The organism is Corynebacterium sp. HMSC064E08 (assembly GCF_001811805.1).
GTDB classification, from domain to species: domain Bacteria; phylum Actinomycetota; class Actinomycetes; order Mycobacteriales; family Mycobacteriaceae; genus Corynebacterium; species Corynebacterium jeikeium_D.
Genome location: NZ_KV806693.1, coordinates 86,196 through 105,509 on the forward strand (window position 1 = coordinate 86,196; position 19,314 = coordinate 105,509).

Genomic DNA, 19,314 nt, shown 5'->3' on the forward strand with positions numbered 1-19,314 from the left:
TTCAAACGAACTGAGCAATCTATCGGGCAGATTATGGTGGAGAGAAGAATGTCGGCAAGCAGTGATAAGTCGAGGCCGTCGGAATTGACCGGCGGTGGTTTGTCAGCTGTACCAGGCAATGACGGTCGGACTATTGGCGTGCTGGCACTGATCTTTGGCGTCGGCGGACTCTTGATGTCCTGGATGATTGTTGGTGGCATCCTCGGTGTCTTTGGCATTGTTCTGGGCATCATCGCGATTGCGAAGGCAATGAGTGCTAAGAAACGCGTGCAGGCAGCTGGGGGAGACGCGGTCATCAGCGGTTCGTTCGGATTGGGCGTGGTCGGCATTGTGACGGGTATCGCAGCCGCCGTGGTGTCGCTGATGTTGTATTCGTCGACATCAGATGCGATGTCGAAGTGCGAGAAGTTCGAGCGCACCTCGGGAGAGTATGCCGAGTGCATCTCTAAGCAGATGGGTACTGATCAGCCAAAGAAGCAATCGGAGTGAATTCGGAAGCGACATCAATGGCGGTCTTACTTTGTGCCCGGAGTTTTCGGTCAACGCCAAATACGCAATCAGGAAATGAGCTAACCCCGTAATCCACCCCCGAAGCCCAACTGCCTGCAGTTTCGGCCGGGGGTTTCTTAGCGAAATCTCATATCTGGCCGAGTGTTGGTAATGATATTGGTGTCAGAAAGTACCCACATTTGGCATCCCCTACATGCGGTAAACGTTTGAACATGCGTGCAATACAGGATGTCTGCTGATTATTAAATAGGAGCGTGAATCGTGGCAGCGACATCTACGCGCGACAACTCCCCGGAACTGTCACCTGGCCAACAAGACCGTGGATACCTCAGCCGGGAGCTTTTCCGTAAGCGCACCGGTCTAGGACTCGGTATCATCCTGGCCCTGCTCGTGTACTTCTTTATGCCGGCTGAGCTCGATCACAACCTGCGTGCAACCGCAGGCGTAGCAGTGCTTATGGCCGTGTGGTGGATGTCCGAGGCTATCCCGATTGCCGTTACGGCTCTGCTGCCGCTGGCTCTATTCCCGATTCTCAACCTCGCGGAGATTAAGGATTTCTCGGGCAAGTACACAGACCCGACCATCTTCCTCTTTATGGGCGGCTTCCTGTTGGCGCTGGCGATGCAGCGTTGGAACCTCCACAAGCGCGTCGCATTGTGGGTTCTGGTGCTCATGGGGTCGTCACCAAAGATGCTGATTCTCGGCTTCATGGTGGCTACTGGCTTCCTGTCGATGTGGGTCTCCAACACGGCCACGGCCGTGATGATGCTGCCAATCGGTGTGTCCGTCCTGAGCCTCATTGTCCGAATGCTGCACGATGAAAAGGTTGCTGCAGAGGATACGGGCTCTGCGAGCGAATCCGTCGCTGAAACCCCCGGTGGGGATGCGCTGGAGGAGGCCGAGGAGTCGTCGTCAAGCTATGACCCGATGCCAAAGTCGAACTTCGGTATCGCGCTGATGCTGGGTATCGCTTACGCGGCATCGATTGGTTCGCTGGGCACCATTATTGGTACTCCTCCGAACGCTATGCTGGCGGCCTACATGGCGGAGCAAGGCGTCAATATTGGGTTTGGCCAGTGGATGCTGCTCGGTGTCCCGGTGGCGATTGTGCTCATGTTCTGTGCCTGGTTCCTGTTGACGAACGTGCTGTTCAAGCCGGAGATTACGCACATTCCGGGTGGCCGCGAACTCATGCGTGATGAACTCAAGCGCCTCGGTCGTATGTCGGCTGGTGAGCGTCGCGTGCTCATGGTGTTTATCGCGGCTGCGCTGGCGTGGGTCTTTGTTCCGGTGCTGCTGCCCGACACCAAGATCGCCGATGCGGTTATCGCAATGACCGTGGGTATTGCGCTGTTCATTATTCCGGGCGGTCCTGATGGCGTTAAGCTTATGCGTTGGGAAAATGCGTTAGAGCTGCCGTGGGGCGTGCTGCTGCTGTTCGGTGGTGGCCTGGCACTGTCCTCGCAGTTCGGTGCCTCTGGGCTGTCGGACTGGATTGGCGAGCAGCTGTCTACCCTCGGCTGGATGCCAGTGGCTGCACTCGTAGTTGTCGTCGGTGCCGTTGTTCTGTTCCTGACCGAGTTCACTTCTAACACAGCGACGGCTGCGACCTTCCTGCCGTTGGTAGGTGCCATGGCTATCGGTCTGGGCCACGACCAGATGATTTTCGCCGTACCAGTTGCACTGGCAGCTACTTCGGCCTTCATGATGCCGGTTGCAACACCGCCGAACGCCATCGCCTACGGCTCCGGCTACGTCAGCATGGACAACATGGTCAAGGCCGGTGTCTGGCTGAACGTCGTCGCACTGATCGTGATTTCTGTGGCATCGCTGACGCTGCTGCAGTGGGTATTCGGCGTCGTGTACTAGCTGGGTATGTAGTAGCCCGTAGTGGATGGTGGAGCAGTGCTCTGAACCGCCACCGGGCTTCTCCGCCTAGCGTTGCTCAGATGCTCCTTCGCCCCGTTCCACTTTGGTGGTTCGGGGCTTTTGGCTGCAAATGTGAAACTGTGTGAGTTTATGACACTTTCAGGCCATTTTTTAGGTCATTTTTGACATAAACGCAGTCAGTAACCCGCTGGCCCTGACCCTAGCCCCCCCCTTAAAGAGAACCGGGCCCGAAAAAGGTGTAAAACCTCATTCAAGCCCGATTCTCTGGGGCTAGCTGTTAGCCCCTGAACAACTTCAGGTTAAAGCTTTACTCCAAGTAGTCGCGCAGAACCTGCGAACGCGATGGGTGACGCAGCTTGGACATCGTCTTGGACTCAATCTGACGGATACGCTCGCGTGTCACACCGTAGACCTGACCAATCTCGTCCAGGGTACGTGGCATGCCGTCGGTAAGGCCGAAGCGCAAGCGGACGACACCGGCTTCACGTTCGGAGAGAGTCTCCAAGACGTCGCCAAGCTGATCCTGGAGGAGCGTGAAGCTGACGGCGTCAACGGCGATGACTGCCTCGGAGTCCTCGATGAAGTCACCGAGCTGAGAGTCACCCTCGTCACCGATGGTCTGGTCCAGCGAAATGGGTTCACGAGCGTACTGCTGAATCTCGAGAACCTTTTCCTCGGTGATGTCCATCTCCTTAGCGAGCTCTTCCGGAGTGGGCTCGCGGCCCAAATCCTGGAGCAGCTCACGCTGGATACGGCCGAGCTTATTAATGACCTCAACCATGTGAACCGGAATACGAATGGTTCGAGCCTGGTCGGCCATTGCACGAGTAATGGCCTGGCGAATCCACCACGTTGCGTAGGTGGAGAACTTGTAGCCCTTGGTGTAGTCGAACTTCTCGACCGCACGAATCAGGCCGAGGTTGCCTTCCTGAATCAAGTCGAGGAAAGCCATGCCACGGCCGGTGTAGCGCTTTGCCAGGGACACCACAAGACGGAGGTTGGCCTCGAGCAGGTGATTCTTGGCGCGCTGACCGTCGCGAGAAATCTCGCGCAAGTCGCGCTTTTGAGCGTAAGCGATGCGCTCGCCGGCTTCCTTGGCCTCGTCAATCTTGTACTGCGCATACAGACCGGCCTCGATGCGCTTTGCCAGACTGACTTCTTCCTCGGCAGTCAGCAGCGCGACCTTACCAATCTGCTTGAGGTAGGCGCGGACAGAGTCGGCGGAGGCGGTGAGGGCAGCATCTTTGCGGGCCTGACGCAGACGAGCGGACTCGTCCTCGTTCCAGACCTCGTCGCCCTCGTCCTCTTCATCCTCGTCTTCGTCTTCGTCCTCGTCGTCCTCTTCTTCATCATCGTCGAGGTCGTCGTCTTCGAGGTCGTCATCATCCAGATCGTCGTGAAGATCATCGTCTTCGAGGTCATCATCCAGATCCGGGTCGTAGTCCTGCTCCTGCTCCAAGTCGTGGTCGAGTTCCTCGTCCTCGAGTTCTTCGTTCTCAGTTGCGTCGAGAGCCTGCGCGTCCTTCGCCTTCGCTGCAGCAGCCTTGGCCGCGGTGGCCTTCGCAGCCGTTGTCCGCTTAGTTGCCTTCTTGGCGGCGGCCTTACGCGTGGTTTTCTTAGCGACGGACTTCTTGGCCGCCTTCTTCACGGTCTTCTTGGCCGCTGCCTTCTTAGCGGTCGTCTTCTTCGCCGCAGTTTTGGTAGCAGCCGTCTTTTTGGCAGCAGTCTTCTTCGCGGCAGTCTTCTTTGCCACGGTCTTCTTCACTGCCTTCTTGATGGCCTTCTTTACAGCCTTCTTTGCAGGAGTAGCTGAACCGGTGCCACTCCCGGTGGATTGGTCCTGAGCTTGCCCCAGTTCGTTGCCTGCCACGAACGCCCTTTCACGATGTACGTTGTGTGCGCCGCCAAAGCCGCCGCCAGCTTCTCTCGGTCGAAGAGAAGCTCAACGCGCCAGTGGTGCGCCTTTACTTCGTCTATAGCCAACTAGCCGAATGGAAAACATTCAGAGCTGACCTTTTCGTGCCACGGTCATCAGTGTTGCTTTCTGGCTCCTAGCGAAGAAGTAATCGGTGAAAATCCTCATCGAAGCAGTGCGCTGGAATTCGATTTTCCCAATCCTCCTCGAGCCTGTTGATTATTCAACCTTGCCGTGAGTCAACTTCTTATTGTAAACCAATTCTGAAAATCGCCGCCACGGGGCATGGCTTCAAGCACGTGTCACGCCCGACACGTAGCTACCAATCCCCATATAAGAAATGAAAGTGGTTAAGGGTAAAGTCCCTGGTCAGCTGCAAAGGCGGCGCCAGCAATACCCGCATTATTATCCAGACTTGCGGGGACAACTGGAGTCTTACATGTCAACAGCGGAATCCACTTTTCGTGTTCGCGACTGATTCCGCCGCCGACGATGATCCGTGACGGCCAAAACAGCGCCTCGTAGGTCTTAAGCACTTTGCTCACGCGCTCAGCCCACTCTTCGAAGCCGAGCCCCTCCACATCCTTAACTCTCGCGGATGCAAAGTGTTCGGCCTCCATGCCATCAATGATGAGGTGGCCTAACTCCGAATTGGGGTAGAGCAGTCCGTCATGAATAAGCGCGGAGCCGATGCCTGTACCAAAAGTTAGCAACAACACGGCGCCTGTCTTATTGCCCGGATCGCCAAACTGGACTTCAGCGAGGCCGGCAGCGTCAGCGTCGTTAAGCACGTGCGCCTTGTTGTTGGGCAGGCATTTAGCGAAGAGCTCTTGGCAGTTCGTATTAACCCAAGAACCGTCAATATTGGCGGCCAGCAAGGCAATCTGATTCTGTACGACGGACGGAATCGTGATGCCGACATCGGAATCCCACTTCGCAATGTCCACAATTTCTGCAATGGTCTCCGCAACCGCTTCCGGAGTTGCCGGCTGTGGCGTGAAAATCTTAATGCGGTCACCAATAAGCTGCCCAGTATCAAGGTCCACGCGGCCACCCTTGATTCCAGAGCCTCCGACGTCGATGCCAAATCCAATTCGTTGTCCCATAGCTCAAATTGTACGAAACAGACACAATGGGGGCATGAGCATTAACTCGCGTGGCACCGAACAACTCGCTAGCAGGGCAGATAATAGGGGGTTTAGTGCGTCGAATAGCCCCGGTTCCGTGCGACCCAGCGTCAGGGAATTGCGCGATCGCGCGGTACTTATCGCCCGCGCAGCCGCGGCGCACATCGCCAGTCGTCGGGTCGAACTCGGCTCCGATGGCGTTTTAGCAAGCTCCGAAACGAAGTCTTCAGCTGTAGACCCCGTCACCGTCGTCGACCGTGAATCTGAGGAGCTCATTCGTTCGCTTATCAAGACGTTTAGCAGCTCTGACCGCATTTTGGGCGAAGAAGGCGGGCTTTACGACGGCGCGAGTTCCCCAGCGCAGGCTGCCAACGAGGGCGAAGCGGTGACCTGGATTGTAGACCCCATCGACGGTACGGTGAATTTCCTCTACGGCATGCCCAATTTTGCTGTGAGTATCGCTTGCGCCGTAGGCGATGAGGTAGTGGCGGGTGCAGTGGCAAATGCGTCCTCGGGAGAGATTTACAGTGCAGCTAAGGGAGAGGGCGCTCAGGTTTCTCGACGGGACGGCACTGTGCAGACGCTTAGTTGTTCCCCAACGGCCGAGCTGGAAAAGACACTTGTGGCAACGGGATTCAGCTATTCCGCTAGTCTCCGGCAGGTGCAGGGCCGGATAGCGTCGCAGTTGCTGGGGGAGTGTCGAGATATTCGGCGCATGGGATCGGCGGCGCTGGATTTGTGCATGGTGGCGCACGGCCGTGTTGATGCGTATTACGAACACGACATCAAGGTTTGGGATTATGCAGCTGGTGCTCTGATTGCGGCTGAAGCAGGCGCAAGGATTAGGGTCCCGGAATTCACTCAGTGTGCCAACGTTACTGGCCAGCCGGAGGGAGACCCGCTCGACTTTGGTGTCGGTGCGGCGAACTCTGAAGTTGCCGATGCGTTCTTCGAGGCATTGGATGGTGCTATCGCGAAGGCTAGGAATTAGTGCGTCGGTCTAGGAGCAGGTGCTCGAGCCTAACGAGCTCAAACCCTCTAGGTCGGCTTGTTCGCCACGGTTCAATGCGGACATCGTTTCCTCAACCTGGCTGGCTACTTCGAGATCCTTAAACCCCTTACCCAACGACACATCGACGGTTGCATCCGGCCGACCATCGTGGATGAGCTCAAAGCAGGGGAAAAGAGCGTGAAGCGCCGCGGCGTGGCCATTGAAGTCCTCGCCATAACGCAGCTGGCCGAAGCAACCGAGGTCTTGGTTTTCCACAATAGGGTCGTTGCCGTAGGGAACCTGCTCATCGAGGACAAAATCGAGCTGCCGCAATTGCTCGGCGACGGTTGTAGCCTGGCCGACTTTGCCGTTGGCATTATAAACGCGCACATGAACATCCGACGGTGGAACGACGTGCTCTCCGATTAGCGTGGTGGAGGAAACAGGGGCCCCAGCCGCGGGGAGGGAACAGGACACCGGATAACTTGCCGGTTGGCTGCGGAATGCCAACACCCACAACGTAGCGGCAATAACTACAGCAACGACGGAAACCACCACGTAGGGAACAATTTTTCGTCGATGTGATGCGCTCGTAATGCTCGCGGGGCCTGAACTCATAGCCATCATGTTATCGTCTCCTCGTCTAATAGGCATAGAAACCTATTCTGACCTGCAGAGATGACAGATTGCGTGAATTGCCTTAATATCCGCTGAGAAAGGCACTGGAGAGTACAGGGTGTCAATCGTCTCAACGCGTTGTATTCTCCGAGAAAAAGTCAGTTCACAATGTCTAGCAAAGGTCCAGAAAGAAGGTTTGGGACATGGCTGTAAACTACGATGCCCCGCGTACTCGTGAAACCGAAGAGCTGGAGACCGATTCCCTTGAGGGCCTTCAGGCTGCATCTGCTGAGAAGGAAATCGACGACACTGACGACGGCGAAATTGTCGAGCCGTTCGAGTTGCCGGTCGCCGACATCGCGGGTGAAGAATTCGATATGGATGTTGCCCCCAAGGGGGAGGATGAATTCACCTGCGGCTCCTGCTTCATGGTGATGCACCGCTCAATGATCGCAATCGATAACGGCGATGGATTCCCCATCTGTCAGGACTGTGCCTAATCCCCGCACAGCCGGGATAGCTTCCTAGAAAAAGGAAAACCGCCACTACCACGGTTCTGGCGGCGCTGGGACCGTCGGCAAGCGTGTAGCGGCGGTGAGAGATTTGACCTAGCGGTCGAAGAAACTGTCAAGTAGTGCCTCGGGGTGGCGGGTGGAGACCAGCCAATAGGGGGTGGGGTCGTCCGGATCGTCGAGGACTAGCAGTACCATCGTGGGAATCCACGTGTGCGTAACCAGGAATGCTGCTGGATCGAGCTGACGGCCCAACGCATTGCGCTGCGCGGACTTCGGGACCACCAGGGATTTGGCAACAACCGATGCTGGCAAAACTGCCGTGCCAGCGTGAAGCCAGCGTTCACCAGTGCTGTCCACTTCTACGGACACCGTGGTCTTCGACATAGTCAACAGCACCCACACGCCCACGGCCAGACAAATAATGCCGCCGATGACAAGCCAAATCGGTGAACGGTTAAAGCCAATCTGAGCCGTGCATACGAAAACGGCAACACCGCCGAGTACCCAGAACCACCAGGGAACCCAGAGCTTTTCGGAATAGACAATCGATGAATCTCCGCTCGAGCTCATTGTTATTGCCGCACCTTCAGAGACGGATGCTGAGCTGTCGCCGCGACGAGGCTGCAGGTTATCTTTTCCACTCACGGTTATCCATTCTAGGGCACGGCTATGCTCGGTACTGACAAGGCCGAAGTGCGGTTCTTAAAAGACGCGACAGCGAAGGATATACAAAGAAATGACTTATGCCCCGGTGCAAGTGAAAAAGCTCGCTAAAGACGCAGTGATTCCCCAGCGTGCGCATGCCGATGATGCCGGTGTGGATTTGAGCTCAGCGGAGGATGTCGTCCTAGCACCAGGGCAACGGGCACTCGTCGGAACCGGAATTGCCATTGCCTTGCCGGCGGGCACAGTGGGATTGGTTCATCCACGCTCCGGATTGGCTTTCAAAAAGGGGCTATCCATCGTCAACGCTCCCGGCACGATTGATGCCGGTTACCGTGGTGAGCTTAAAGTCTGCCTGATCAACTTGGACCCGACCAATGCGGTGGAGATCGCCAAGGGCGATCGAATTGCCCAATTGGTTGTGCAGAAGGTCGAGCTCAGCCCGCTGGTGGAAGTCGATGAGCTCGATGAAACTGAACGCGGCGCGGGCGGTCACGGGTCAACCGGAGTGTCCACGACGCTTTAAAACGCCTCTGACAGCGCGGGGACCCTACCAAGTGTGGTTCAATGCGTGAAGAGCTCAATAAAGCGTTTACAAAAGCGTATACAAAGATTTCTTTTTAGCGAGGTGTCAATAAACCACCATGTGGCCATTTGGAAAGAAGAACCAGCCAGAAGAACCAGCTGCTGAGGCAGAGGCCGTTACCACCGACTCTGCGGCGCCAGCTTCTGAGGAGGCTACCGCAACCGTGCATGACGACGCGTCGGAAACCGCCGCGGAGAACGCACCAGCAAACGGCCCCTTCGATATCAACAGCGCTAGCCCGACGCAGTTTGATTTTTCGGACTTCGCGAAGGCCAGCCTGAACCTCGGTTCGATGCTGCTGCCTATTCCTCACGTTGGTGATATTCAGGTGGAGATGGGGCCGACAGGTCCAACCATGCTGCACGTCGCCACTGAGCATGGCCGCGTAACTCCTGTAGCATTCGCTGCTCCGACGTCGGGCGGCCTCTGGGAGGAGTCCGCTCAGGAAATCAAGGACGGTCTTGAGTCCGATGGCCTCGATGTCCACGTCGAGCAGGGGCCGTGGGGTTCTGAGGTCGTAGGTCGCACCTCCGATATGGAAATGCGAATCATCGGCGCCGACGGCCCGCGTTGGATGCTTCGCATGACGGCTTCCGGTCCGGCTGATCGGGCGGAGGAACTCGCAGATCTCGCCCGCGGTCTCCTTGCCCGTAGCTTCGTCTCTCGCGGTGAAAACCCGATGCCAGCAGGTCAGCCGCTTCCGGTTACGCTGCCGTCCCAGATGGCCGAGCAGATTCGTCAGGCATACCAGCAGCAGACCCAGGCTGCCCAAGCTGAAGGTGAACCCGGGCAGGTGCCAGGCGCTACTGGTATCAACCCGGATGGCTCCACCAATTAGTTTTGTCAACCCGCCAGCAGAGAGAAGCTAGCTACTTGACCAGTTAGAAAAGGATCTGCAGACGCCACTGTGCACTGCCCGCCGCCGTCACCCGACGGCGGCTTTTCTCTTGTCAGCGGGTAGTATCACACTGCGTGAACATCGAAGTGACTATTGACCGTCCCGCTGCCGGCGGAGAATTCATTGCCAGCTACGACGGACGAATCGGTTTCGTCACCGGCGGTATCCCCGGCGAACGCGTTGTTGTCGAAATTGCCAAACCTGATGCCAAGCTGTGGCGCGGCAATGTCGTTGAGGTTTTGGATGCCTCAGAGCATCGAATTTCGCAGCGTTGCGAAGCAGCTCAGCAGGGCGCGGGCTGTTGCGACTGGGGTTTTATTGATCCTGAGCACGCGGCGCGTCTCAAGGCTGATGTCTTGACCGATTGCCTGCGCCGTCTTGGACGTTTCACCGCCGACGAGCTGCCAGCTATCGATGTTCTTCCACTGGCTCCGACCTCCCGTTGGCGCACGCGCGTGCGGCTGGGTGTGGATTCCCAGGGACGAGCGGGATTACGTCGTTCCCGTTCCCACGAGCTCGTCATCGGCTCCGAGTGCGTCCAAACAGTTCCCAACCTCATCGCTGGCTTTTCGACGGCCGGAACCATCCCTGTTGCTAAGCCTGCTCGCGGTCGAGGGAGCAAGAAGCCGAAGCCAGGAGAACTCCATGTGGCCATGGACACGGAGGGTAACCGAAGTGCTGTATACGTTTCCGGCAGCGGCAGGAACCGCACGCAAACGTTGATTGAAGGCGAGCCAACTACACAGCACACCGTTCACGGAATTACTTTCGATGTGCCGACGACCGGTTTTTGGCAAGCCCATTGCCATGCCCCTGAGTTCTATGGATCGCGCATCATCGACCTGTTGGTTGGTCAGTCTTTCTCCTGCGGTTGGGATCTTTACGGTGGCGCAGGCGTTCTGTCGGCGGCACTGCGCAAGCTAGTTGACGCAGAGGGTTCAATTCTCTCTGTCGAGGGTTTTGCCGCGGCCGCGACGGCGGGGCGCAAGGCTTTCACTGCAGCTGACCACAGTGGAAATGCGTCGCCTGCGGCACCAGTCCGGTTCGTAACCGGGGATGTCACCAAGGTAGTGCGCCGCGAAGTTGCTAATGCGGAAACACCAAACCCGGATATCGTCGTTCTCGACCCTCCGCGCTCCGGTGCTGGTAAGGATGCCATTGCCGCTATTGCAGAAGCCAAGCCACGCACGGTCGTACATTTCGGTTGCGATCCGGCGACTTTTGCCCGCGATGCCCGGTACTGGGCTGACTATGGCTACGCGTTCAAACACCTCGAGGTCGTGGACGCATTTGGTCTAACGCATCACTTTGAAACCATCGCGGTGCTGGAGCAGCTGTAGCTAGAGTGGCTGCCGCATGGGCGCAAGAACGTTGGCGCCGATCACGTCGGCAAGCAAATGTGCCTGCCATGGGCGGAAACCCTGTTCGCTGAGGTGAGCGGAGATTTCGGTAACGGCTGGCAGGCCGCCAGCGTAGTTGTCGTGGTGGCGGAAAACGAATGAGCCGACTGCGCGGCTGTGAATCCACCAAACCAGTTCACGTGTCTGCGCGGAAGTGATGAGTGTGTCTTTGCGCAGATGTATTTGGGCACAGACGTTGTCGATGCAGTCTCGCGTGGTTTCGAAAATTTCGGCGGCTTGTGGGGCATGCTCAGCCCAACGTCGAAAGTGGGGCATCTCGTTCCGAGGCGGCTTTTGGGGCTTCGGCCATGACGACCTTGGTTCCTGACGGGCTTCATTAACGACCTTCAACCAAGCGTCCGCAGCACCGCGACGGCGACGTGGAAATCCACGGATTGCAGTCAGTTCACGCTGCGTACCGGGGAGTTGTTCTGCGATTGCACGCAGAACGCTGTGCCCCATGACGTGTGTTGGGGAGACATCACGGCGCTGTGCGATTTCGTCACGCTCAGTCCACAGTGCACGGGCGACGTGAAGTTGTTCGGGAGTGCGCAGCTTCCCAATCCCTTTGAGCCCCTGCCACGAGTGTCCGACGTGCAGACCATCGAGGTATTTACGGTTTAGAGCAAGTTCGCGTTCGCATTCCTGTTCCAGCCATTCCAAACGGTCGAGCTCAGTCAGCGCCTGACAAAGAACCTCGGCGAGTTCGATGAGCAGCTCGACATCCAGGGCTGCGTAGTCCAGCCAATCCGCTGGCAGTGGACGAGTAGACCAATCCTCTCGACCGTGCCCCTTGGCAAGTCCAACTCCGAGGAGTCGTTCCGTCAGAGCTGCTAAATTGACTCGCTCCAGTCCGAGAAGCCGGCCGGCCAGCTCAGTGTCAATGACTTTGGTGGGGTAGAGGCCCAGAGCTGCGAGGCCGGGAAGGTCAGAATGAGCGGCGTGAATGATCCAGGTCAGGTCGTTGACTGAGGAACCGAAAACGGCCATCGCCTTGTGACCGTCTTCGGGATCAATGAGAAAGGTGCCCGCTCCACGGCGGCGAAATTGAAGCAGGAAGGCGCGGTCGTCGTAGCGATATGCCGAGGCTCGTTCAGTATCGACTGCGAGCCAACCGTGTCCTTGGGCTAGCTGCTCTCCGGCGTCAATAATGTCGTCGATGTCGGAAAGCACGCGTGGAGTTCCCTCGGCAGGGGCAAGTCTTACCTCTACGTCGGGACTAGTTTCCACGTCGGAGCTCATCGCACGCCTCTTCGGTCGTCGGTATCAGCCCAGCAGGGATACGCCGACGGGTGGCAGACCAGCGACGTTCGCTAGTACCTGAGCGAAGGATTCAACATGAGTGCGCAGGTCGGTGCCACGAGCAGTCCACGATGCGCGCATTTCTAATTGAAAGGCCTGTGGCTTGCCGCCAATCTCGCCGTAGCGGACAGAGTTCGTAGTAGTCACCGTGCCACCCAAGTTCGACAGTTCGGCGTTGTTCTCAGCCAGAGCCTCGGTGAGCCATTGCCAGGCAACCTGGGGAAGCAGCGGATCTTCCGCGAGGGAGGCATCCATATCCGCCTGGATGTATGCAACCAAGCGCATGTCACCGTCCCAGGTTTCCTCACTGCGGGGGTCATGGAGCAAAATTAAACGACCAAAGGCATCGTCGTCCGAGGACTCAGGGACGATATCAGCTTCGGGCTGCGTGACCTCAAGCGAGACAGCGTGGCTAAACGGTGCCAGCTTCTGCGGTGGCCGAACGGTGCCCAGAGCAATCTCAGGTCGCAGTTCAGCAGAATGCATTGACTGGACCGCGGCGCGGAAGTTCTGTGGCATTGAATCGGTTCCATTCACGCGCCTGAACTTAGCCATATGACGCTTGCGTTAGTGGGAGGCGCGCCGAAAAGAGTGGGAAGCGACCAAGCGGTTCGTCGAAAACGCACAGCAGGGCGAGCGAATTTCCTGTTCTTAGTACCCCACATATCAATTTCTAAGGTAAGTGGGGCATGATTGTCCGTATGAACAATCGTCGCACTTTGACTGATGCCCCGATTCTTGATGCAGCTTACGGTCGAACTCCTTCGCGCCGCCCGGTGTGGTTTATGCGGCAAGCTGGTCGTTCACTGCCTGAGTACCGTGAGGTGCGCAAGGACATCGGTATGTTGGACTCCTGTTTCCGTCCGGAACTGCTCGCTGAGATTACTATGCAGCCGGTACGTAGGCACGACGTTGATGCTGCGATTCTTTTTTCCGATATTGTCGTGCCGCTGAAGGCTGCGGGTGTCAACCTGGATATTGTTCCTGGCCGCGGTCCAGTAATGGATACTCCGGTGCGCTCGGAAGCAGACATCAAGGCTCTACCGGAAGTCACGGAAGAGCAACTCGCTCCGGTGGCCGAGGGTATCGGCCTCATTCTGCAAGAGCTGACTGATACCCAGGCACTCATTGGTTTCGCCGGTGCACCGTTCACCTTGGCGTCGTACCTGATTGAAGGCGGTCCATCCCGCAATCACGAGCGCACTAAGGCGCTGATGCACTCGGACCCTGAATTGTGGGATCACCTGATGCAGAAGATCACTCCGATGGTGATTGCTTTCCTGCGCGCGCAGATTGGTGCTGGTGTGGACGCTATTCAGCTCTTCGACTCCTGGGCTGGCTATCTCACCGAGCGTGATTACCGCCGCTTTGTGTTGCCGTACTCGAAGGAAATCTTCCAGGCCGTCGCCGACGCCGGCATTCCGCGCATCCACTTCGGTGTGGGCACCGGCGAGCTTCTCGGTGCGATGGCTGAAGCCGGCCCAGAAGTCATGGGCGTCGACTGGCGCGTGCCACTGGACGTTGCTGCCAACCACATTCGTGCCACGCTTTCCGACGTTCACCGAGGCGCAGACCCGGCGGAAAACAGCCTTGCATTGCAGGGCAACCTTGACCCGGCGATTCTCTTTGCCGGTGAAGATGCAATGACCCAAGAGATTCAGCGCATCTGCTCTGAGGCGGACCGTGCCATTAAGCGTGGTGATGCCCGTGGACATATCTTCAACTTGGGTCACGGGGTGCTACCGAATACCGATGCCGACGCGATTACGCGCGCCGTTGAGATCATTCACGCAACGTAAAAGCCGACGCAACAGGCGTGTAAAACACGCACTAGCTAATTTCCTACAAGTCTTATCGACCGTGCCCGCTCGAGGCGCGGGCATAGAGAAAGCGTACGAAATACCGTGGTTGCACAACCTTCTACCATTGCCGTCATAGGTGGCGGTATCTCCGGCCTGAGCGCAGCGTATGAGTTGCGTAAAAAGCTCGGACCCGCCGCAAGAATAATTGTCATCGAGTCCAGTGCACAGGTCGGCGGCAAGCTGAAGACTCGACCAGGAGCTAACGGCCCTCTCGAAGCGGGCGCTGAGGCGTACCTGGCGTTCCGTCACGATGCCACCGAGTTTTTCAAGGATCTTGGTTTGGCAGATCAGCTAGTCGCCCCTTCGGGGCTGCCTTCCAAGCTCTACATTGGCGGTGAACTCAAGGACCTTCCGCGTAACACGGTCACCGGTATTCCAGGAAGCTCAGAGGGGTTGGGCTACCTCCTCAGCGAGGCCACCCTCGCCAAGATTGATGCCGAGTCGAACCCCGAGCTCACTCCAGCCTTGCACTGGGTACTGGGAGACGACATGAATGTCGGCCAGCTGGTCGCGGCGCGGCTCGGTGAGGAAGTCGTTGACCGCATCGTCTCCCCGCTGCTCGGAGGCGTCTACTCAACCACCGCATACGACCTGGGCCTGCGTGCGACCATCCCACAGCTGGCGGCAGCGCTTGATGAAATGGCTAGTGTCGGTGATCATGTCAGCCTCACCGGCGCTGTCCAGCGCGTTCTGGAAGCACGTAAGCAGGCGCAGCAGGCGCGTCTGAGCAGTGAGGCTGCGACAGACTCGACGAAGACGAAGCGGCCGGTGGTCTTCCAAACGTTCCGCGATGGCTTCGAGGTTCTCTACAACACGCTTGTCGACGAATCGGGAGCCGAACTCCTCTTGTCGACGAAGGCTACTGGTCTGCGGCAGCATGACAATGGCTTTGAGGTCACTGTGGAACTGCCGTCGGAAAGCGGCACGAGCATTAGCACTATCGATGTCGACGGTGTTGTCGTGGCGGCACCTTCTGCAACCACATCGGAGCTGTTGAGCAATCTTGCGCCAGAGGCGGCTGAGCTCATTGGTGGGGTAGACACGTCGAACTCGGCGGTGGTCGGCATGTGTTTTGACTCGTCAGAGGGACTGCCGGAGATCAACGGCGTGTTGTGCGAGATTGGTGCGGATTTGTCCGCGAAAGCTTTCACAGTGTCGTCCCGAAAGTGGCCACATATTGGTGAGCGCTACGGTGCCGTTGTGAGGGCAAGTTTCGGACGTTTTGATGATGACTCGCACGTGCATCGCAGCGACGAAGACCTCATCGCCAGGGCAAAGGCGGATTTGGCTAAGGCGACTGGCTTTGATGCTGAACCGACAGCGGTTTTCGTCCAGCGTTGGTGGGCAGGGATTCCACGCTTCGATATGGGGCATGGAGGTTTGATGGATTTTGCTCGCCACGAGTTGGACGAGGTGCCTAAGCTTGCAGCAACAGGGGCATGGCTCAGTGGCCCGGGCATTCCGGAGTGTATTTCCAACGCCAAGGCTGCGGCTAACAAGATTGCTGCGGAGCTGGGATAAAGCTGCGAGATTGGTGCTGAGTACGAAACTGGCGCCGAACCATTGAATTTTTGAACAGACTTTTCAACCGAACTAGGAGAGAACTGATGACCAAGCTCGATTACAAGAAGCTCAACGACACCATCCGCTACACCATGTGGTCTACCTTCAAGGTGACCCCGGGCGCACTCGGAGAAAACCGCGAAGAGGCAGTGGCTAAGACCAAGGAATTCCTGGCTCGTTACGAAGACACCGATCTGATCATCCGTGGTTTCTACGACGTTTCGGCCATGCGTGCTGAAGCTGACTTCATGTTCTGGATTCACGCAGAGAAACTGGAAGATCTGCAGGCGTTCTACAACGCTTTCCTGCGCGAGACTCCGCTGGGCCAGGCATCCACCCCGCACTGGTCGAACGCTGCGCTGCACCGTCCAGCTGAGTTCAATAAGTCGCACCTGCCGTCGTTCATCATGGGTGAAGAGCCAGGACGATGGATTGCGGTTTACCCATTCGTCCGTTCCTACGACTGGTACCTGCTGGAGCCAACCGAGCGTCGCCGCATCCTTGCTGAACACGGTATGGCCGGTCGTGACTACCCGGATGTGCGCGCCAATACTGTCCCGGCGTTCGCACTCGGCGACTACGAGTGGATCCTTGCATTCGAGGGGCCGGAGCTCGATCGCATTGTGGACTTGATGTGGAAGATGCGTTACACCGAGGCTCGTCTGCACGTCCGCGAAGAGATTCCGTTCCACACGGGCCGTCGCGTCGATGACATCGCGGAGATTATCAACGTTCTGCCGTAGCCCGTGCAATCTACGAGAAAATCAGCAGCGCCGCTGGTCAAGCCCCGTTAACTGACGGGATTGTGACCAGCGGCGCTGTTTCTTTATCCGGTTATTCAGCCGTCTTGTCCGGTTCCAGCGTGAGTGAAATTGAATTGATGCAATAACGCAGGTCGGTTGGAGTATTGTATCCCTCTCCCTCAAAGACGTGGCCGAGGTGAGACTTGCAACGACTGCACAGCACTTCGGTGCGGACCATACCGAGGCTCGTATCTCGTCGCTCAATAATGCGGTCTCCTGCTAGTGGAGAGAAGAAAGATGGCCAACCGCAGTGAGAGTCGAACTTCTCGTTCGAGCGAAACAGCTCGTAACCACAAGCCCGGCAGCGGTATACACCTTGAGTTTTAGTATCGGTGTACTCACCGGTGAAGGCGCGTTCAGTACCTGCCTGACGCAAAACCTGGTACTCCGCGGCACTGAGGAGTTCGCGCCATTCTTCTTCGCTTAGATTCCAGTCTTCGCTATGCGAATCATCCATTCTGAATAGCCTCCTCAGACTTGAAATCAGGTTCCTGATTAAACTTCCCGCCTACGATCTTCCAGTCACCCAGCCAGCTGAAGCCGGATGCAAAGCTACGCCCATTGACGGCATCCACAATCGTCATTCGAATCAGTGCTGCCGTGATGGAGAGAATAAGAACGGCCCATCCAATTCCGCCGATTGCAACCGTGAACCACGGGAAAAATAGGTCATCCTCATCAATCCACCAATTGGCGTAGAAGAAACAGAGTACGACTCCGAGTCCTGCGCCCCAATTCAACATGACAGTCGAACCAATATTTCCTTCATTGTCGCAATCCAAAACCAATGGGCGAAGCACAGTGAGAACCATTGGCAAGAGCGTCATCGAGTAGTACTGCTGTCCTAGGCTGGAAAGGAAGAACGCGCCGGTGAAGAGAACTCCGGAAGTTGTAACAATCCAGAATTTCTCATCCCTTTCGAGCCAGCGAAGAAGGAGAACGACAGATACCAAGACGAAAATGCCGAAAAAGATTTGCCACAGCAAGATCAATGTCGGGTGGGCACCCAGCCAAACAAGCTGCCCAGTCAGTGAAGCATTCGCAAAGTCACGGACAACTCCCAGGTAGGGGATAGTGATATCTAGGTAGTCACGTGGTTGGACCATGAGCGGCCACGCAACGGCATTGGCTGCAATTACCACCCCGATACTGGTCAGTATCGTAGAGAACTGCCTGCGCATGAACGGTAGGAACAGCATTGGCAAGAATACGGGCTTGATAGTGATTGCGATACCGATAATCAGGCCGGCCAGGATATTGCGTCGCTCGGTCAGTGCAATAAAAAACAGCACTAATGCAAGGAACAGTGAACCGTTGACGTTCGTAAAATCAAGCGTGTTGGTAACGGGTTCCGTGAGGTAAAGCAGTGCTATCGACGCTGGAATGATGGGGCCAGAGCGCGCAATACCAAGCCACCTGAGTAGCAACACAATTGCCGCAATGATTGCAGCTGACTGAAATACCGCAAACCAGATTCGGCCCGATTCAAGCGAGCCGAACAAATTAATCGGGGCTAAAAGTAGGGTAGCGCCTGGGGAATACAGATAGTGCGGATCGGCTGTTACGTAGTCTTCCGAATAAACGGGTACCTGCGACACGAATCGATTAATTGCTGACCAGACCGTCGTAAAGTCATCTGTGCCAGACACGTCTTTCGGCAAAACCCAGGTGCGGTGAAAAATTACCACAGCTGCGATAGGCCACAAGAAAGCGCTGAGTCCTCGCGACACGTGCCGAGACAGAGGGCGTGTTGCCACCGAATTTGTCTCTGGCGTGTCCTTGGACGTTTGCGTTAATGCCGTTGCGCTTGCGCTCACGTCGATTTTTGGTTTACTCACAATACTCCACCCTACTGGGTGAAGCTGCGGGAATAGCGTAGGAGGATGTGTGAGTCGGAATGTAGGATATCCCGCACTTCAAAAGCCTGCGGGTTCGTCGAGTTCGAGTCCTCATCAGGGTCGTTCTCTCCGAAAGTCAGGGGACCGTTACCCACCCACATCGGCGACAACGTCAGGAACAGTTCGTCGACGCACCCGTTTTCGAATGCTTCTCGATACATCGTCGGCCCACCCTCTACGACAATGTCTCGATACCCATGTTCAGCCAGCCACGCTAACGCCGCTTTTACCGAGGGATCAGGGAGCTTAACGACGCGAGCCCCGGCCGATTCCATCTTTCTAGCTTTGTCCTTGTGAGCGGTCTTTGCCTCTTCATCATTAAAAGCATCTTCAGTCTGGGTGAAGATTATCGGAGGATTGACTTCTGCATTCGCGAAAAAGTCGGATTTTATATCTAAATCCAACGAGCGCGAGAGTGTGGACATCGCCACGTGCTTGGAGCGACCTAGCTTCTGTCGAACGGTCTCTAGGTACTCCGGTATCTCAACTGGCCCGTAACCCTCAGCCGCGATGGTGCCTGTACCAACGAAAACGACGTCGGCAAGCGCGCGAAGCGTGTTGAAAACCGTGGCATCGGTGTCATTCCCAAGCTGGCCTGAGGTGCCTTCGACGGCGCCGCGTCCGTCCAAGCTGGTGACGGCGATGGCAGTGACGGTGGAGGTGGCGAGGGGTACCGCTGCTGAATCATGTGCCGTTTGCGCAGGTCGAGAAAGAAACTGCAAAACTTCATCGGTTGATGGGCTTCTGGAGGTGAGTGTAGCCATACCGCCGAG

19 protein-coding genes are annotated in these 19,314 nt (G+C 56.8%); 10 read left to right on the forward strand and 9 right to left on the reverse strand.

Features of this window, described 5'->3' with window-relative positions:
• The first annotated feature begins 48 nt into the window (after positions 1–48).
• Positions 49–489: a hypothetical protein gene (locus HMPREF2820_RS01920; protein ID WP_070602507.1), complete on the forward strand. Its 441-nt coding sequence runs from the start codon at positions 49–51 to the stop codon at positions 487–489.
• A gap of 282 nt (positions 490–771) precedes the next feature.
• Entirely contained in the window at positions 772–2,379 is a 1,608-nt protein-coding gene (locus tag HMPREF2820_RS01925) for an SLC13 family permease (protein ID WP_070602509.1), read from the forward strand.
• A gap of 328 nt (positions 2,380–2,707) precedes the next feature.
• Here the strand turns inward: HMPREF2820_RS01925 and HMPREF2820_RS01930 are convergent, their stop codons facing one another.
• Positions 2,708–4,270 (reverse strand): RNA polymerase sigma factor, encoded by a 1,563-nt coding sequence (locus tag HMPREF2820_RS01930; protein WP_016422651.1) that lies wholly within the window; start codon positions 4,268–4,270, stop codon positions 2,708–2,710.
• Positions 4,271–4,665: 395 nt separating this feature from the next.
• Positions 4,666–5,421, reverse strand: a complete 756-nt coding sequence (ppgK, locus tag HMPREF2820_RS01935; protein WP_070602511.1) for a polyphosphate--glucose phosphotransferase — start codon at positions 5,419–5,421, stop codon at positions 4,666–4,668.
• A gap of 118 nt (positions 5,422–5,539) precedes the next feature.
• On the opposite strand from ppgK, the gene HMPREF2820_RS01940 reads away from it, so the two are divergent.
• Complete coding sequence (locus tag HMPREF2820_RS01940; RefSeq protein WP_246819566.1) at positions 5,540–6,433, forward strand: inositol monophosphatase family protein; 894 nt, start codon at positions 5,540–5,542, stop codon at positions 6,431–6,433.
• A 9-nt stretch (positions 6,434–6,442) separates the two neighbouring features.
• Here HMPREF2820_RS01940 and HMPREF2820_RS01945 read toward each other — a convergent pair whose 3' ends face one another.
• Positions 6,443–7,051 carry a LytR C-terminal domain-containing protein gene (locus tag HMPREF2820_RS01945; RefSeq protein ID WP_160310003.1) on the reverse strand — a complete coding sequence of 203 codons (609 nt, stop codon included), beginning with the start codon at positions 7,049–7,051 and terminating at the stop codon, positions 6,443–6,445.
• A gap of 203 nt (positions 7,052–7,254) precedes the next feature.
• On the opposite strand from HMPREF2820_RS01945, the gene HMPREF2820_RS01950 reads away from it, so the two are divergent.
• Positions 7,255–7,551 (forward strand): DUF4193 family protein, encoded by a 297-nt coding sequence (locus HMPREF2820_RS01950; RefSeq protein ID WP_016422655.1) that lies wholly within the window; start codon positions 7,255–7,257, stop codon positions 7,549–7,551.
• Between the two features lie 108 nt (positions 7,552–7,659).
• Here HMPREF2820_RS01950 and HMPREF2820_RS01955 read toward each other — a convergent pair whose 3' ends face one another.
• On the reverse strand, positions 7,660–8,136 hold the full coding sequence (locus HMPREF2820_RS01955) for a DUF3093 domain-containing protein (RefSeq protein ID WP_070602515.1): 477 nt from the start codon (positions 8,134–8,136) through the stop codon (positions 7,660–7,662).
• A gap of 166 nt (positions 8,137–8,302) precedes the next feature.
• On the opposite strand from HMPREF2820_RS01955, the gene dut reads away from it, so the two are divergent.
• The 3 genes from dut to HMPREF2820_RS01970 all read left to right on the forward strand — a co-directional run bounded on the left by dut (position 8,303) and on the right by HMPREF2820_RS01970 (position 11,053).
• Positions 8,303–8,755: a dUTP diphosphatase gene (dut, locus tag HMPREF2820_RS01960; protein ID WP_070602517.1), complete on the forward strand. Its 453-nt coding sequence runs from the start codon at positions 8,303–8,305 to the stop codon at positions 8,753–8,755.
• Between the two features lie 118 nt (positions 8,756–8,873).
• Complete coding sequence (locus HMPREF2820_RS01965) at positions 8,874–9,653, forward strand: DUF3710 domain-containing protein (protein WP_070602519.1); 780 nt, start codon at positions 8,874–8,876, stop codon at positions 9,651–9,653.
• A 134-nt stretch (positions 9,654–9,787) separates the two neighbouring features.
• Positions 9,788–11,053, forward strand: coding sequence for a class I SAM-dependent RNA methyltransferase (locus tag HMPREF2820_RS01970; RefSeq protein WP_016422659.1), 1,266 nt, complete (start codon positions 9,788–9,790; stop codon positions 11,051–11,053).
• On the opposite strand, the gene HMPREF2820_RS01975 is transcribed toward HMPREF2820_RS01970, so the two are convergent.
• Positions 11,054–12,355 (reverse strand): HRDC domain-containing protein, encoded by a 1,302-nt coding sequence (locus tag HMPREF2820_RS01975; RefSeq protein WP_070602521.1) that lies wholly within the window; start codon positions 12,353–12,355, stop codon positions 11,054–11,056.
• 24 nt (positions 12,356–12,379) lie between these two features.
• Positions 12,380–12,934, reverse strand: a complete 555-nt coding sequence (locus HMPREF2820_RS01980) for a DUF3000 domain-containing protein (protein WP_016422661.1) — start codon at positions 12,932–12,934, stop codon at positions 12,380–12,382.
• 170 nt (positions 12,935–13,104) lie between these two features.
• Between HMPREF2820_RS01980 and hemE the strand changes: the two genes are divergently transcribed.
• The 3 genes from hemE to hemQ all read left to right on the forward strand — a co-directional run bounded on the left by hemE (position 13,105) and on the right by hemQ (position 16,583).
• A complete protein-coding gene (gene hemE, locus HMPREF2820_RS01985; protein WP_070602523.1) occupies positions 13,105–14,214 on the forward strand; it encodes a uroporphyrinogen decarboxylase in 1,110 nt (369 codons plus the stop codon).
• A gap of 105 nt (positions 14,215–14,319) precedes the next feature.
• The gene (gene hemG / locus HMPREF2820_RS01990; RefSeq protein WP_070602525.1) at positions 14,320–15,798 is read left to right on the forward strand and encodes a protoporphyrinogen oxidase; all 1,479 of its coding nucleotides are present in this window, start codon (positions 14,320–14,322) and stop codon (positions 15,796–15,798) included.
• Between the two features lie 86 nt (positions 15,799–15,884).
• The gene (gene hemQ, locus HMPREF2820_RS01995; protein WP_016422664.1) at positions 15,885–16,583 is read left to right on the forward strand and encodes a hydrogen peroxide-dependent heme synthase; all 699 of its coding nucleotides are present in this window, start codon (positions 15,885–15,887) and stop codon (positions 16,581–16,583) included.
• Between the two features lie 91 nt (positions 16,584–16,674).
• Here the strand turns inward: hemQ and msrB are convergent, their stop codons facing one another.
• The 3 genes from msrB to HMPREF2820_RS02010 are packed head-to-tail and all read right to left on the reverse strand — an operon-like array spanning position 16,675 to position 19,305.
• Positions 16,675–17,100 carry a peptide-methionine (R)-S-oxide reductase MsrB gene (gene msrB / locus HMPREF2820_RS02000; RefSeq protein WP_070602527.1) on the reverse strand — a complete coding sequence of 142 codons (426 nt, stop codon included), beginning with the start codon at positions 17,098–17,100 and terminating at the stop codon, positions 16,675–16,677.
• The gene (locus HMPREF2820_RS02005) at positions 17,093–18,481 is read right to left on the reverse strand and encodes a glycosyltransferase family 87 protein (RefSeq protein WP_246822189.1); all 1,389 of its coding nucleotides are present in this window, start codon (positions 18,479–18,481) and stop codon (positions 17,093–17,095) included. Before HMPREF2820_RS02005 ends, msrB begins: the two co-directional genes overlap by 8 nt.
• Positions 18,482–18,492: 11 nt before the next feature.
• Positions 18,493–19,305: a dihydrofolate reductase family protein gene (locus HMPREF2820_RS02010; protein ID WP_070602531.1), complete on the reverse strand. Its 813-nt coding sequence runs from the start codon at positions 19,303–19,305 to the stop codon at positions 18,493–18,495.
• Positions 19,306–19,314: the final 9 nt, after the last annotated feature.